General features: G+C 57.4%; 14 protein-coding genes. 4 read left to right on the forward strand and 10 right to left on the reverse strand.

Annotation, left to right across the window (positions count from 1 at the left end; translation table 11 throughout):
• Positions 1-50: 50 nt before the first annotated feature.
• The 8 genes from AC07O1_RS11915 to AC07O1_RS11950 all read right to left on the reverse strand — a co-directional run bounded on the left by AC07O1_RS11915 (position 51) and on the right by AC07O1_RS11950 (position 7,429).
• Complete coding sequence (locus tag AC07O1_RS11915) at positions 51-1,247, reverse strand: MFS transporter (protein ID WP_495088895.1); 1,197 nt, start codon at positions 1,245-1,247, stop codon at positions 51-53.
• 189 nt (positions 1,248-1,436) lie between these two features.
• Positions 1,437-2,348 (reverse strand): LysR family transcriptional regulator, encoded by a 912-nt coding sequence (locus tag AC07O1_RS11920; RefSeq protein WP_495088896.1) that lies wholly within the window; start codon positions 2,346-2,348, stop codon positions 1,437-1,439.
• A gap of 217 nt (positions 2,349-2,565) precedes the next feature.
• On the reverse strand, positions 2,566-3,447 hold the full coding sequence (locus AC07O1_RS11925; protein ID WP_495088897.1) for a LysR family transcriptional regulator: 882 nt from the start codon (positions 3,445-3,447) through the stop codon (positions 2,566-2,568).
• A 58-nt stretch (positions 3,448-3,505) separates the two neighbouring features.
• The gene (locus AC07O1_RS11930; protein ID WP_494992875.1) at positions 3,506-4,258 is read right to left on the reverse strand and encodes a maleate cis-trans isomerase family protein; all 753 of its coding nucleotides are present in this window, start codon (positions 4,256-4,258) and stop codon (positions 3,506-3,508) included.
• A gap of 25 nt (positions 4,259-4,283) precedes the next feature.
• The gene (locus AC07O1_RS11935; protein ID WP_495088898.1) at positions 4,284-5,603 is read right to left on the reverse strand and encodes an MFS transporter; all 1,320 of its coding nucleotides are present in this window, start codon (positions 5,601-5,603) and stop codon (positions 4,284-4,286) included.
• 117 nt (positions 5,604-5,720) lie between these two features.
• Complete coding sequence (locus AC07O1_RS11940; RefSeq protein ID WP_495088899.1) at positions 5,721-5,864, reverse strand: hypothetical protein; 144 nt, start codon at positions 5,862-5,864, stop codon at positions 5,721-5,723.
• A gap of 24 nt (positions 5,865-5,888) precedes the next feature.
• Complete coding sequence (locus tag AC07O1_RS11945) at positions 5,889-6,524, reverse strand: YbhB/YbcL family Raf kinase inhibitor-like protein (protein ID WP_495088900.1); 636 nt, start codon at positions 6,522-6,524, stop codon at positions 5,889-5,891.
• 44 nt (positions 6,525-6,568) lie between these two features.
• The gene (locus tag AC07O1_RS11950) at positions 6,569-7,429 is read right to left on the reverse strand and encodes an SDR family NAD(P)-dependent oxidoreductase (RefSeq protein ID WP_495088901.1); all 861 of its coding nucleotides are present in this window, start codon (positions 7,427-7,429) and stop codon (positions 6,569-6,571) included.
• Positions 7,430-7,547: 118 nt separating this feature from the next.
• Here AC07O1_RS11950 and AC07O1_RS11955 point away from each other — a divergent pair, with 118 nt between their 5' ends.
• Positions 7,548-8,342, forward strand: a complete 795-nt coding sequence (locus tag AC07O1_RS11955) for a Crp/Fnr family transcriptional regulator (protein ID WP_495088902.1) — start codon at positions 7,548-7,550, stop codon at positions 8,340-8,342.
• 20 nt (positions 8,343-8,362) lie between these two features.
• Here the strand turns inward: AC07O1_RS11955 and AC07O1_RS11960 are convergent, their stop codons facing one another.
• Positions 8,363-9,154: an SDR family NAD(P)-dependent oxidoreductase gene (locus tag AC07O1_RS11960; protein WP_495088903.1), complete on the reverse strand. Its 792-nt coding sequence runs from the start codon at positions 9,152-9,154 to the stop codon at positions 8,363-8,365.
• Between the two features lie 113 nt (positions 9,155-9,267).
• A complete protein-coding gene (locus AC07O1_RS11965) occupies positions 9,268-10,398 on the reverse strand; it encodes an alkene reductase (RefSeq protein ID WP_495088904.1) in 1,131 nt (376 codons plus the stop codon).
• A 128-nt stretch (positions 10,399-10,526) separates the two neighbouring features.
• On the opposite strand from AC07O1_RS11965, the gene AC07O1_RS11970 reads away from it, so the two are divergent.
• From AC07O1_RS11970 to AC07O1_RS11980, 3 genes are all read left to right on the forward strand, one after another.
• On the forward strand, positions 10,527-11,414 hold the full coding sequence (locus tag AC07O1_RS11970) for a LysR family transcriptional regulator (protein ID WP_495088905.1): 888 nt from the start codon (positions 10,527-10,529) through the stop codon (positions 11,412-11,414).
• Between the two features lie 353 nt (positions 11,415-11,767).
• Complete coding sequence (locus AC07O1_RS11975) at positions 11,768-13,111, forward strand: NADH:flavin oxidoreductase/NADH oxidase family protein (protein WP_495088906.1); 1,344 nt, start codon at positions 11,768-11,770, stop codon at positions 13,109-13,111.
• Positions 13,112-13,247: 136 nt separating this feature from the next.
• A complete protein-coding gene (locus AC07O1_RS11980) occupies positions 13,248-14,174 on the forward strand; it encodes an alpha/beta hydrolase (protein WP_495088907.1) in 927 nt (308 codons plus the stop codon).
• Positions 14,175-14,260 lie beyond the last annotated feature (86 nt).

The raw sequence follows: 14,260 nt of genomic DNA on the forward strand, positions 1-14,260 counted from the left end.
CCACCTATCCGGACGTGAAGCCGGTATGTGGAAATCCAGCGGTAACTCGGCTAAGTGCCACTTTCCGCCGTTGCGTACTCTGTGTTTTTAGAGCGATCGACTTGCAGCAACAGCAGTAACAAGCCCATACCGGAGACAACAGCTGCCGTCACCCCAGTGTAGGAAATGCCTACAGCACTGATGGTGGCCCCCCCGAGCAACGAACCTAGCGCAATACCCGAGTTAAATCCGGCGATGTTCAAGCCGGCCGCCACGCTGTGCGCACCATGAGCATGAACTTCGGCGATGCCGAGCAGGCGAGCCTGCAACGCTGGTACAGCGGCGAAGCTCAACAGGCCCAGTAACGCGACCAGAATAGCCATGCTGATGGGCGAGCTAACCAGCAGCCACATCGCCAACAGCACCATCACGATTCCGGCGACTATTATCAAGCTCGCCCGATCCACGCCGAGACTATCAGCCATTTTTCCGCCGATGATGTTGCCAATCGCCGCCGCCACACCGTAGATCATCATGTAAATGCTGACGGTATACCTGCTGAGTTCAGTCAGCTGGATCAGGATCGGTGCGATATAGGTGTACAGGATGAATGTGCCTCCGTAAGCCATGACTGTGACCAGGGTACCGGCCAGCAGCTTAGTGTTGAACAGAGCGCGCAACCCCTGCTGCGCACTGTTGAGAGGATGCTGGACAGACTCTTGGGGCGGCTCCTTCATGCCCAATAGAAGGCCGAAAAAACCGAGCGCACCAAACGCTGCAATGGAGAGAAAAAGTGGCCGCCAGGAAACAAAACTGCCCAAGTAAGTGCTGATAGGGACACCGATAGCCATCGCCAGGGTGAAGCCGCCAAAAACCAACGCAACCGCACTGCCCGCCCGATGCGGACCGGCTAACCGCGCGGCGGTACTCGATGCGACGGCGAGAAACAAACCGTGCCCCATCCCCGCAACGAACCGAGCGCCCAGCATCGTCGTAATGTCACTCGATAGCGCGGCGACCAGGCTACCCAGGCTGAAGATGACCCCCGTCACCAACATGACATTCTTGCGCGGCCAGCTTGCGGTGAGCGCACTCAAGATCGGGGCCGAGAAAGTGGCGCCCAGGGCATAAGCAGTAATCGCCTTACCCACCTGCCCCACGTCGACATTCAAACTGCCCGCCATGACGTCGGTAAGACCTATCGGTACAAACTCGGCCAGCCCCAGCGCGAACGCGCTGAGGGCGAATATGTAGATGACGAAAGGCATTTCAGAGAACTCCTTACTCGATGCCAGGCTACGTGCTCGGCAATTGATAAGGGCAGATACTATTCACTCGTCGAGCATCAAAAAAATCAACAAAACAGCCAGCATGTATAAAATATTTTATACATGCTGCTGCAACCCTCTCTTGGGTACCCGCCCTCAAACCGTATTCGAGTGTTCTACGAAGCTTTATTAACCGAGACTCGATGCAAACACGCCTTGTTGAACAAGCTCAGCCAAATAATCACGAATAAAACCTATACGCGGATTACGAAGCGCTCCTTTGTTCCACGCCAGGTAAAAAGAGTTCTCAGGTGGCGGCAATGGAAAGGTGATCGGTACTAACGCCCCGACAGCCAGGCTGGCGTGACAAAGATACCCTGGAATAACCGACCAACCGTGCCCTGCACGCACCAGTGATTCGACAATCCGCATATCAGGTACTGTGATTGCCGCCTGTAACGACGGTTGCGCTTTGAAAGCCCCCAGCCAGAAACTTCGAATCAACGGAAGCTGTTCGTCATAAGCAATCAGTGGAAAGCTTTCAAGGGTCTGGGCAGTGACATTTCGTGCTTCTATCTGCTGAGCAAGCGCTGGCGCGGCAACCAACAGCAAATGCTCGGTCGCCAAATGAATGTACCCATGCCTGACATCGTCGGGAATTGAAGCGGTTATCGCCAAGTCCGCGGTGCCGTCATTGAGCAAGGCGTAAATACGCTCGCGGTTTCCTGTGTGCAAGCGCAATTGCAAGCCTTGCGTGATCAAGGGAGCAAGAGCCAAAGCCATATGCGTATACAGAAAATCTGAAGGCCCGACGATGTGGACAGTCCAGCCTAAAGGCGTCGACACGTTTCTCAAGGAGGTGACTTTTGCCTCCAGGCCATCCAGGTGTGGCGCAATCGCCCGAGCCAAATCATCCGCAGCAGGTGTCGCCACAACGCCCCGTGCACGTCGAACGAATAGCGGTTTTCCAACCAACGACTCTAGTGCCTGGATGTGCATTGAAGCAGCAGGCTGGGTGATACCCAGATGATCGGCAGCTTTAGAAAAAGACCCGGTTCTGTAGGCCTCCAAAAAGGTGCGTAAGTAGTTGAGCTGACTCATGGTCACTATCGCCTATAAGACCTCATGCCCAAGGAACCGAACATCGAGATTCATTTGATGCCGCAATCGCCTTCAACAAAGTATGGGGCGAAATGTGTAGTGTGTTTGCAACGCACACTCAACCCACGTTAAATCGCGTCACGAGTCGATTCATATCGATGGCCAAACGTGAAAGTTCGGCACTCTGCTTTCGAGCCACCGAGACGGATGACGCTCACTACCCTTCGAGCAGGTGCCCCAGAAACAATCCTGCAGCGACCGACAACGCCTCTCTCGACCTTACGCACACGCTGAGTTCGCGGGACGCCCACGCCTCATCCAGCCTGACCACCTTCGCCCCGTCCATTTTGTAAATCCCCGCACTCCCCTCCGGCATAATGCCAATGCCCAGACCGGCCTGAACCATCAGGCACAGCGCGTCGTAGCTGGAGACTTCCATACGGATTTTCAGCGAGCGCCCCTGGTCGTTGGCCGCCTTGATCAACTGAAAGTTGAGGTGAGTGCCGCTGCGCAAGGCAATGTATTCGTGTTCCAGGGTTTCGCTGAATTTGACTGATTGGCGTACGGCCAGCGGATCTCCGTTGGGTACCAGCAACACCAGCCGATCAGTGCGAAACGGGAAGACCTCGATGTCGGCGCCATGCGGCAGACGCGTGAAGATGCCAATGTCGGCGCGGTTTTCGGCCACAGCTTTGGTGATGGCCAGACTTTGCTTTTCTTCGAGACTGACGTTGATCAGCGGGTACAACTCCATGAACGACTTGATCAAGCCGGGCATGAATTGGGTAATGGCGGAGATGTTGGCCAGGACATGCACCGAGCCACGACGGCCGTAGGAGTATTCGCGCATCTGCACGACGATTTCGTTGAGGTTGTTCAGGGCACTGCGAGCCATGAACAACAGCGACAGGCCGGCGTCGGTCGCAGTAATGCCCTTGTTGGTGCGGTTAAGCAGTTTAGAGTCGAGCAACTCTTCCAGTTCGCTGAGCCGCTTGCTGACCGCCGCCGCAGCGATGTGTTCGCGCTTGGCGGCGGCAGCTATGGTGCCTTCTTCGACGACGCTGACGAAGAGTCGCAACGAGACCGGATCGAGTTTCATGTGAGGTACCGGGTTTGCTGGCCTGAATGGCCAGCATAGTACCTCGTCAGGCATTGGCTCAGAACGCTCCGGACAACAGATGGCCGGCGTTCGGCACCTGGGCCTTGAGGCCGAGGGTTTTCAGCATCTGGTAAACGGTAGCGACCGACGCCGACAGTACCGGTTTGTCGAGGCGATCCTGTACGACCTGGATCGCTGGCAGCGAAGGCATCTGCACACAGCACGACAGCACCACTCCGTCGGCCTGTCCGATGTTCAGTTTGTCGGCGTGGCCCACCAGATTCATCGGGTCCAGACGACCGACCTCGAGATTGTCGGACACCTCCAGACTGATGGAGTCGACCACTTCGATTCCGGCCGCCTCGATGTAGTCGATGACCTGTTGGGTCAGCGGTTTCATATATGGAGTGATGATCGAGACTTTCTTGTATTCGAGCATGTTCAGGCTATCGATCAGCGCACCCGCGGAGCTGAGCACCGGGGCGGTCGACTTGTTGGAGGCAACAGTTTTGCTCAGGCGCTCTTGCGAGACTTTGTGATAGCCAGCGCCCTGGCACATGATCGCCACCAGGCAGGCGTAGGCCATGACATCAACCCGCGCGTCGCTCAGCTCCAGCGCGCAGCGGTCACTGTCGACATCCATCTTTTTCAGCTCTTCGGGGCTGACGTGCATCATGCGCATGCGCGAGGAGTGGAAGGTGAAACGCTCTTCTGGAAACAGCGAGTAACGCGAGGTCAGCATCGCCGGGATTTCAGTTTCCATCGTCGTGTTGGAGCTGGGTACGATTTGGCCGATTCGAAAATTTTTCATGGGTCTGTCCTCTGAATAGTGCAGATCAGTTGCCGCTGGTGAGTTGAGCGCCTTTGGTTTCCTGCAGCGTAAACACCATGACGGCGGCGATGACGTAGGAAACGGAAGCAAGAGAAATGGTGGCGGTGAAGCCGATGAGCGGAATCAGGATGGGTACCAGCTTGATGCCGGCAATGGCGCCGACCCGCCCGAAGTTGAAGCAAAAACCCGACGCAGTAGAACGGATGCTGGTCGGGAACAACTCCGAGTACCAGGCGCCGAAGCCGCTGAAATATCCGGTGAAGAAACCCAACAGCGCTGCCAGCGAACCGAGCGTGACGACGTTCTGGGTGGTGAACAGAAGCTTGCCGTCGGTCAATGGCATCAAGGTCGCCGAGTAGGCAAACACCGGCACCATGATCGCCATGCCGCCAAAGAAGATCGCGAACGACAAGCGACGACCGATGCTTTCCGCCAGATAGCCGTAGGCCAGATAACCGATGGTGGCGCCGATGCCGATCCAGATGACGAACACCGGTGCCTGATCGATACGCACGTTCAGAATGTTCTGCAGGTAAGCCGGCATGAAGGTGGTGATGATCCAGTAGCCATACATGCCCAATACCGAAATGCTCAAGCCCAGCAGGGTCACTTTCAGGTATTGCGGACGGAAGATTTCCAGCAACCGGCCCTTGTCGGTGTTACGACGCATGAATTCGCGGTTGGCCAGCCATACCGGCGACTCCTTGACGAACAGCCAGATGAACACCAGGGTGAAAAAGGCCGGGATCGAGGCATAGATGAACAGAGTCCGCCAGGACTCGGGGTTGCCGCTGTCCAGGAAACTCCAGGCGAAAATCGCCGCCAGAAGACCACCACCCGACCAACCGGTCTGCATCACCGCAAAGGCCTTGGCGCGCCCGGCCGGTGGCCAGATCTCCGATACCAGCGCTGCAGCGGCGGACCACAATCCACCCACGGCGACGCCGACGCAGAAGCGGAACAGATTGAGTTGCCAAAGGCTGTCGGCAAAGGCACAGAGCAAGGTGCCGGTACCGTAGACGAACACCGACAGCATCATGGTTTTCTTGCGGCCGATCTTGTCGGAAACATTACCGAGGAAGAAACCGCCAATACCGGTCGCCAGCAGAAACCAGGCAACGGTGGAAACGATATCGCCCAAACCAACGGAGAAGGTCTTGGCGATCGCCAGCAGGACAAAGCCGAAGATTGTCGCGTCCAGCGCATCAAACAACCAGGCGGCCCATGAGCCACCCAACGTAACGTAACGCTGGCCGGCGGTCAGTTGACCGAGTCCATGGACTAAAGGGGCACTGGCCGCAGAACTGGCCGCTAGGGTTTTCATGGTTAAACCTCGTGGAACTCAACTTATTATTTTTGGAAACTCGTGCGCCGACGAAGGCAATTGGCGAACGAATGGTCATGTGCGATCGATGTTAGGAGGGGAAAAGGGAGTCGTATATCAGGCATTGGCGAGCTTGCCATCGCGGATGGCGATGGCAATAGAGAAGTGCTGGGGCAGCCACCGGATGGCAGCTGCCAAACGCTGGCAGACGTCAGCCTTGGCGAAAACGGGGACGGCGTTGGCGACTTGCGACGAGGCCATGCTTGAGTCTCGTCCACCTGCCGCTCAGCCGAGCGAAACCGAGGGGTTCAGGCTGTAGATTCCGGTCAGGCTGGCTCGTCCGAGGACTTGGGCCGAATCAAGCGCCGCGCGGACGTTCGTACCGGTCAGCGGGCCCGCGACTTCGAGCATCGGCGTGGCGAGGGCGTAAACCGTGAAGATATAGCGATGAACCAGCGCGTCGTTCCACGGAGGACAGGGACCGTCGTAGCCATAGTAGTCGCCCGTCATCTGATCATCGTTCGCGAACCAGCTGGTGTAGTCGTTGATCCCGTGGCGCCACCCTTCGGGTGCTACTGGGCCGGATTTACCACGCGCCGTCACGTGGCTCGAATGCGACCCGGCTGGAATCTGGGTAATGCCGACCGGAATGTCGAGCAGCAGCCAATGGAAAAAGTCGATGCGCGGCAGCGAGGATGGTACTTCACGACCGACCTGATTCACGTCGTCGCCACGGCTCGGAACATCAGGATCGTGGCAGACCACTACGAACGATTGCGTACCTTCGGGCACCTCGCTCCATGCAAGATGAGGGTTCCGGTTTGACGATAACGCAACGTGCGAGGTTGCATCGGGCACCGCGAACGCGAATTCGCCGTCTATTTTTTGTCCGTCCTGAAAGCTTTGGCTGATAAGTCGCATGTCAGATATTGTCCTGCGCGTTGATGAGAGAAAGTGATGATCCACTACAATCCCGATTGAATATCAGACGGGTCCATGGAGCTACCAGCGCCTTTTTGTTCCCGCACTTGCGCAAGACGTGCGCCTTCTTGCGCCAGGATGGCATACAGTTTTTCGGGGTCAGTCAGGCGCCATTGCAAGGCGAGCCCTTCCATGCCATCAGCGACTGGAATTTCCCGGCTGTGCTTTTTCAAACCGTCGAAGATGAGTCCAGCGGCTACCTCCACATCCATCCCGTGTTCGATATTGTCATCGGAACGACCGCGCGAAGAGCCATCACCTTCAAGTGAATGGATGGCTATCGGGGTTTTGACTGAACCAGGCAGGATGACACTGACGTGGATGCCATAGGCCTGCTCGACTTCCGCGCGTAACGCATCGAAATATCCGATCACGGCATGTTTGGCCCCGCAGTAACCTGCGCGCAAGGGAGCCCCCACCTTTCCGGCGACGGAGCTGACGACCGCGATCTGCCCGCTGCGGCGCGCGACCATGCGGGGTAAAAGTTTTTGAGTGAGAGCAACGGGGGCCAGGTAATCGACATCAATCAGCTGACGATAAACATCGAAATGAGTATCCAGCGCGAGGCTTCGCTGGCTTACCCCGGCATTGTTAATCAAACGATCGATTCGACCGCACCAGTTCCAGGCGCGTTCAACCACGTCATCGAGTGCTGCGAAGTCGGTCGTGTCAAAAGGCAGTACCAAGGTCCGTTCAGGTGCTTGAGCGGCAACCCTGAGGAGTTCTTCTACTCGACGTCCAGACAGGATGACCTTAGTGCCTTCACGCAAGAAAATACCCGCCAATGCCTCACCGATGCCTGAGGAGGCGCCTGTGATCCATACAACATCTTCTGCCACTGACATGGATTTACTCCGTTTGAGTTGTTGCGTGATTGTTCATGGTTTTTCCTGTGTCCCGCATTCCGAAACAAGGGGCACTGTTTGAGCGCAAGGTTATGGTTTTGCGCTGCCACGAACTGCAATGAATCTTGCAATTGGACACCTTTTTAAACGCATGAACCGAGGTTGCCTCAAGGCCGCAGAGCGGCTCACTATGTCGTCTGAACGGCGAGAGGTCAGCGCGATGCTTGATAGGGATCTACTTCTGACATGGATGACTGCCAATCCATGGTTTGCGAGTCTTGAACACCCCATTCAAGTGACACTGTTGGCAGAGGCCAGGTTGCAACGCCTCAACTCAGGCGAGTACCTCGTTCGTCAAGGAGATGCACCGGACTGTTTCTATGGACTGGTCCGAGGCGCTCTGAAAGTGTCGACGTTACGAGAAGATGGCAAGGAAGCCATCCTGACGGTGTTAGAGCCCGGCAACTGGTTTGGTGAGACGTCGTTGCTCGATGGCCTGCCTCGGGTGCACGACATCAGCGCGACGGATCCTGCACAGGTACTTTGTATCGATCCGCAGGCGTTCGACAACCTCATGGCTCATAACAGCTTCGCCAGAGCGATTGCCGCACTTCAGGCAACGCATTCCCGGCTGGTCTACAAGATGCTGGAAGACACCATGCTGCGTTCGACTCGTGTACGAATTGCACGTCGCCTTGAACACCTCGCCAGAGGGGACGCGACCCAATCGTTGAACGAACGACACCTCCTCAACGTCACTCAAGATGACCTGGCCATGATGTTGGGTATCACCCGGCAGACGCTTGCGCTGGAACTCAAGGCGATGGTTGCTTCAGGTGTTTTGAAATTACGCTATGGACAAGTGCAGATCGAATCTCTGACGAAATTGAAAGCGATGGAATCGCAACTGTGAACGGTCTGCAAGGAAACAACTCAGTGAAGACCCATCCCACGCGACGCAGCCGCGGCGGCGCGAACGGCGAGCGCGCGCGGAATAACACGGGGCAACCATGAGGTGATGCGCACGCTGGACCGCCCCGGATACACCACCCGCTGCTGACGATCAAAGGCTTGCAGAGTCCTTTTGACGACAACCTCTGCTGAGTCCATTTTTATAGAGGGCTGGGTAGCCGATGTTGCATCGAAGAATTTGGTTGCGGTGGGGCCGGGACAGGTCGCCATCACCTGTACATTGCTCTGAGACAGCTCATGACCCAGTGCTTCCGTGAAATGGAGCACGAATGCCTTGCTCGCCGCGTATGTCGCCATGTACGGAATGGGCTGGAAGGACGCATTGGAGGCCACGTTGATGATGCCACCCTTTTTCCGGGCAGCCATCGCCGTACCGAGCCTGTGGGAGAGACTCACCAAGGCCTGGATATTCACCTGGATCAGGTCTTCCTCCCTGGCCAGCGGGTTCGATAGAAAGTCGCCGGTGAGTCCAAAGCCAGCATTGTTGACGAGCAAGTCCACCGCGATATGCTGCCGTTCAAGCTCTTCGCTGATGCGCGTCACGGCATCGCGCTCGGCCAGGTCGGCCGTCAATACGATGGCCTGGACGCCGTACTGTTCAGTCAGTCGCTTCGCCAGGGCATTCAACGTGTCGAACGAACGTGCTACGAGAACGAGATTGGTGCCTCGTGCGGCGAGTGCTTCGGCGAACGCTTCACCAAGGCCCATGGATGCCCCAGTAACGAGAGCAAAGGCATTGCGATAAGTAAACATGATGTGTACCTCGATAATAGAAATATGTTGAACCAGGTGGTCAAATTCGGCTGCATGTCAGTGCGTCATCCGATCTCGACTCAAGGCGAACGATGCACGCGGACTACCGTGCATTACGCGAGAACAGCGTTCACCGCTGTAGCCATCGGCCACGCCGGATAGTCCGAGTAACCGTGCTCGTCACCGCCGAACAGCGTGTCGCCGGCAAACTCGGCCAGGGGAAGACTTTCCGCCAAACGCCTTGGCAGATCGGGGTTGGCGACGAAGGGACGTCCAAACGCGACCAGGTCGGCATAGCCTTTGCCAATCACCCAGTTGGCGCGGTCCAGATCGTACTTGCCGGCAACGATGATGGGCCGTTGGAAGCGCGCCCGAATGTCGGCTCGGAACGTCTCCGTGAACTGCGGCGCGTCGTCCCAATCGGCTTCGACCAGATGCAGGTAGGCAATGCCGAGTGTTTGCAGGAACGAGGTGGCGTCAAGAATCGTCGGCAGAATGTCGGGGCAGGCCATACCGCGAGCGGTCAGAAACGGTGCTAGACGGATAGCGGTGCGCTCGGCACCCACTTCGTCTGCGACAGCACTGACCACGTCCTTGAGGAAGCGCAAGCGATTTTCGCGCGAGCCGCCGTATTCGTCGGTGCGGGTGTTGGCGGTAGTGCGCAGGAACTGATCCACAAGGTAACCGTTCGCTCCGTGGATTTCGACGCCGTCGAAGCCAGCCTCTATAGCGTTTCGCGCTCCGACGCGGAAGTCGTTAACGATACTGTGGATTTCCGCTCTGCCAAGTGCACGCGGCGTCGGGCAATCCACCATCTCGCCTTGACCGGTCGCAGGGTTCACTTTCCAGATTTGTGCTTCGAATGAAACCGCCGAAGGCGCGACCGGCAACTCTGCGTTGTGGAAGTCGGGATGAGACATCCGACCGACATGCCACAGCTGAAGAAAGATGCGTCCACCGGCGGCATGCACGGCATCCGTGATGAGGCGCCATCCTGCTATCTGCTCTTGGCTATGAATGCCCGGGGTAAAAGAGTATCCCTTACCTTGCGGTGAAATCTGCGTCGCCTCCGAGACGATCAGAGCGGCCGAAGCACGTTGCGCATAGTAATGGGCGTTCATCGCGTTGGGCACGTCACCCGGTTGTGTGCTGCGAGCGCGGGTCATCGGAGCCATCACCACGCGGTGAGCAACGTTTTGTTCGGCAACAAAGGTCGATGTGAACAGAGGTGAAGAGGCTGTCATGGCAAGACTCCAGAAGCTGGCTGTAGTCGAACAGAGGTTTTCTGATCGGGTACGGACAGTGTTATCTCTTGCCTTGCGTATTAGAATATAGCTACCGGTAGATAGATTATTGAACAAGGGTTGATAGTATGCTGGACGATCTCAACGAGCTTCGTACCTTCCAGCGGATCCTGGTGTGCGGCAGCCTGTCAGCGGCCGCGCGCGATTTAGGCGTGGGACTCGCGGTAGTCAGCAAGCGGCTCATGGCACTCGAGCGGCGCGCCGGACAGCGGTTGATCAATCGAACCACTCGCACACTGTCCGCGACCGACGAGGGTTTGGCCCTGATTGCTCATGTCGATCGGATACTCGAGGAGTTGGACGCTGCGGAGTCCCGAATGGCCGTAGGCGGTGAAGAACCGTTCGGCCTGCTGCGGGTCAGCTCGCCCGTTTCGTTTGGGCGCATTCACCTGGTACCGTTGGTGGCTGAACTGGTCGAGCGCTATCCGAAGCTTGATATCGAACTCAGACTTGACGACCGGCTTGTCGATCTGACCCATGAGCGGATAGATGTTGCGGTGCGTATTGGCCAACCGCGAGACAGCAGCGCCATCCTGCGCAAGCTTGCTGACAATCACCGAATCCTCGTTGCCGCACCTGCGTATCTTGAACGTCACGGGGAGCCTGAATGCGTACGTGACCTTGATCGTCATTGGTGTCTGCGCTACGACGATCTCTCCCTGCCATGGCGCCTGGAAGGTCCGCAAAACGAGGCCGTCGATTTTCAGCCACGCTCCCGGCTTCAGGCCAATAGCGGCGATGCCGTGCGGGATTGGGCGATCGGAGGCCACGGCGTGATGCTCAAATCCAGGGTCGACGTTGCGGCCGATCTTGCCGCCGGCCGCCTGATACATATCCTGCCTGACTGGCACAGTGCGCACGCACCTATCTATGCATTGCTTCCTTCCAGACGCCACATTCCGACAAAGACCAGGACCTTTCTCGAAGCCATCAGCACCCGACTCGCAGACCTTTAATTGCACATGGGTTGCTCTACCCCGGCCCGACGCCTTGGCCCTATCGCTGTGTAAGGACACACAGGGATGCAGTGATCGCCTGCTGCTGGGCGCGAGATAAACGAAGACGTCTCAAAGATACCCCTTGCGATTGCGGGACGACCTGGAAGCTGGATTGATCCTGTGGGAGCCCGGATTAAGTGTCTAGCTGTCCACTGCCGACCCGAAACGGTGGGATGTCACGCACAAAATACCACTTGTACTTCAGATACCAGTGGGTATTTAATGCGTTTCCAGCTTCGCGAGACAACCTCGCCAGCACCTGAACGGGTAGCCACCGACATTGGCCCCCCAACCTGCGGAGTTTATGTCCCATGCCTATTCAACCCGTCCGGACTGCCGCCGATGCGACACCTGATGCTGCAAGCGTTTTGAATACTCCACTGACGCTGCCCTGCGGCGTCACGCTCCCAAACCGTTTAGCCAAAGGTGCAATGTCGGAGCTACTCGCCGACTCAAGCAACCGAGCGACAGTCAAGCACCAAACCTTGTACCGCACCTTCGCCCGGCAAGGTCCCGGAATGCTGCTAACCGGTAATGTCCAGATAGATCGCCTCCACCTGGAACACGGTGGAAACGTGGTCATTCAAGGCCGACAGTCACCGGCACAATTGAGAGCGTTAAAGGCTTGGTCTAGTGCCGCCAAGATCGCCGGTGGACACATATGGATGCAGCTCTCCCATGCTGGCCGCCAGACCCAGAAGTCCATCAATTCCACACCAAAGGCTCCCTCGAACGTTCAAGTCGCCCTCCCCGGCAACAAATTCGGAACGCCGGTGGCCCTGACACATGCGGAGATACTTGACCTGATCGACCGGTTTGCCTTCGCTGCGGGTATCGCGCGCGAGACCGGTTTTGACGGCGTCCAGTTGCACGCCGCACACGGGTACCTGATCTCACAGTTCCTGTCGCCGCGTACGAATCAACGGAACGATACATGGGGCGGCGATCTGCCTGGACGAGCGCGCTTCCTGTTGGCTTCAGTCGCTGCCATTCGCGAAAAGGTCGGGCCTGACTACCCCATTTCAGTGAAGCTGAACTCTGCTGATTTCCAGCGAGGAGGCTTTAGTTTCGAAGACAGCCAAACCGTCGCCGGCTGGCTTGATGAAGCGGGCGTCGACCTCATCGAAATTTCGGGCGGCACCTATGAGCAGCCGAAGATGGCCAATATCGAAGGGCTTGAACCGGTTTTCGATCCCACCATCAGCAAATCGACACGCGAACGCGAAGCTTTTTTTGCCCGCTTCGCTCCGGAAATTCGCCGCCATGTCAAACGTGCAAAGTTGATGGTAACCGGCGGTTTCCGCACCGCTGCGGGCATGGCCGATGCGATTACCCACGACGGTGTCGATCTGATCGGCATTAGCCGACCGCTCTGCGTATCTCCAGGCGCCCCAGCGGCACTGCTAAGCGGTGAGTTGTCAGGTTTTGAATCCCTGGAGCACCGTCTGCGCCTGGGGCCTGGCCTGCTCGGCCCACAATCCTCTATCACCATTATCAAGGCGATCAACGGGTTTGGATCAGTGACCTGGTACAACGAACAACTGCTTCGCATCGCAGATGGTTTGGCGCCTGATCCGAAGATGAACTTCTTTATGGCGGTCGTGCGAGGCATTTCACGCGAAAGCCGGGTGGCACGTGAATTGGTCCGTGAGTGATCGCCCCTGAAAAGTCCCGCCACGCCGCCTCGTAGAACATTTTCCGCTGGCGGCGTTCTCGTGACAGGAAACAAGGAACAGCGTCTGGCTATGACTTGGCCACGTCTTGCGAATTGAACAAAGAGGATGATTCATCATGCTCCATGCGGGTAACGACATCTCACCTTTACGCACTACCGTACGTATTCCCACGGCTTCTGGCGATGAGTTAGAAGCCTGGGTTTATCAGCCAGATGGCGATGGCCCGCACCCGGCAGTCGTACTGGCTCATGGGCTAGGCGCGGTAAAATCGGGCGGGCTCGCGCCGTTCGCAAATCGGTTCTGCCGTGAGGGCTTCGTTGCGATCGTATTCGATTACAGGCAATGGGGCGGCTCTAGCGGACAGCCTCGCGACGTACTCTGCGTCCCGCGTCAACGCGAGGACTATGGCACTGTCATTGGCTGGGCGGCCGCGAATCCCGGCATCGACAAGAATCGGATCTTCGCGTGGGGCACCTCGTTCGCCGGCATGCACATCGTATCGCTCGCCGCGTCGGATACCCGGCTTGCCGGTGCGATTGCCCAATGTCCCCTCGTCGACGGCCTTGCTGGCGCAGCAATGGTTCCTCTGGTGCAATCGCTCCGGTTGATGGGAGCGGCGCTTCTGGACGGCATGGGCTCGGTCTTTGGACTATCCCCACGATATCTGCCCATCAGCGTAGCGCCAGGGCAGTTTGGCATATCGGCAACCGAGGACGCCCTCTACGGAAAATCGCTTATCCAGCCCAAAGACTCGACTACATGGCAAAACCGTCTCGCCGCCCGTTCGCTCCTCAGCATATCCACACACCGGCCAGTACGACAGGCTGCCGCCATTCGCTGCCCCATTCTGCTCATCGTCGCCGAACACGACACGATGGCACCGGTCGGCCCTGCGCTGCGTGTCGCTGAACGAGCCCCCCGAGCAGAACTCCATCGTAGTCGCGGCGGCCACTATGACGTCTACAAGGGCGGGATAGACTACGACAACACTCTAAATATTGAGGTTGAATTCCTCCGCCGACATGCGGGATTACCCGTGTGATGTGATCAGGATGGGGCTTGCCGAATTGGCTTTTCTAGGTCACCACCGACTGTGCTCATGACATATTGAAATCGCTGATCTGCTGG

The sequence above is a fragment of the Pseudomonas sp. GW821-FHT07G10 genome, assembly GCF_059418545.1.

Bases quoted from the DNA above. Each gene is read 5' to 3' on its own strand.
- AC07O1_RS11920 (WP_495088896.1), bottom strand. From the start codon at position 2,348: ATGAGTCAGCTCAACTACTTACGCACCTTTTTGGAGGCCTACAGAACC.
- AC07O1_RS11975 (WP_495088906.1), top strand. From the start codon at position 11,768: ATGCCTATTCAACCCGTCCGGACTGCCGCCGATGCGACACCTGATGCT.
- AC07O1_RS11915 (WP_495088895.1), bottom strand. From the start codon at position 1,247: ATGCCTTTCGTCATCTACATATTCGCCCTCAGCGCGTTCGCGCTGGGG.
- AC07O1_RS11970 (WP_495088905.1), top strand. From the start codon at position 10,527: ATGCTGGACGATCTCAACGAGCTTCGTACCTTCCAGCGGATCCTGGTG.
- AC07O1_RS11980 (WP_495088907.1), top strand. From the start codon at position 13,248: ATGCTCCATGCGGGTAACGACATCTCACCTTTACGCACTACCGTACGT.
- AC07O1_RS11940 (WP_495088899.1), bottom strand. From the start codon at position 5,864: ATGGCCTCGTCGCAAGTCGCCAACGCCGTCCCCGTTTTCGCCAAGGCT.
- AC07O1_RS11935 (WP_495088898.1), bottom strand. From the start codon at position 5,603: ATGAAAACCCTAGCGGCCAGTTCTGCGGCCAGTGCCCCTTTAGTCCAT.
- AC07O1_RS11945 (WP_495088900.1), bottom strand. From the start codon at position 6,524: ATGCGACTTATCAGCCAAAGCTTTCAGGACGGACAAAAAATAGACGGC.
- AC07O1_RS11950 (WP_495088901.1), bottom strand. From the start codon at position 7,429: ATGTCAGTGGCAGAAGATGTTGTATGGATCACAGGCGCCTCCTCAGGC.
- AC07O1_RS11925 (WP_495088897.1), bottom strand. From the start codon at position 3,447: ATGAAACTCGATCCGGTCTCGTTGCGACTCTTCGTCAGCGTCGTCGAA.
- AC07O1_RS11965 (WP_495088904.1), bottom strand. From the start codon at position 10,398: ATGACAGCCTCTTCACCTCTGTTCACATCGACCTTTGTTGCCGAACAA.
- AC07O1_RS11960 (WP_495088903.1), bottom strand. From the start codon at position 9,154: ATGTTTACTTATCGCAATGCCTTTGCTCTCGTTACTGGGGCATCCATG.
- AC07O1_RS11955 (WP_495088902.1), top strand. From the start codon at position 7,548: ATGAATCTTGCAATTGGACACCTTTTTAAACGCATGAACCGAGGTTGC.
- AC07O1_RS11930 (WP_494992875.1), bottom strand. From the start codon at position 4,258: ATGAAAAATTTTCGAATCGGCCAAATCGTACCCAGCTCCAACACGACG.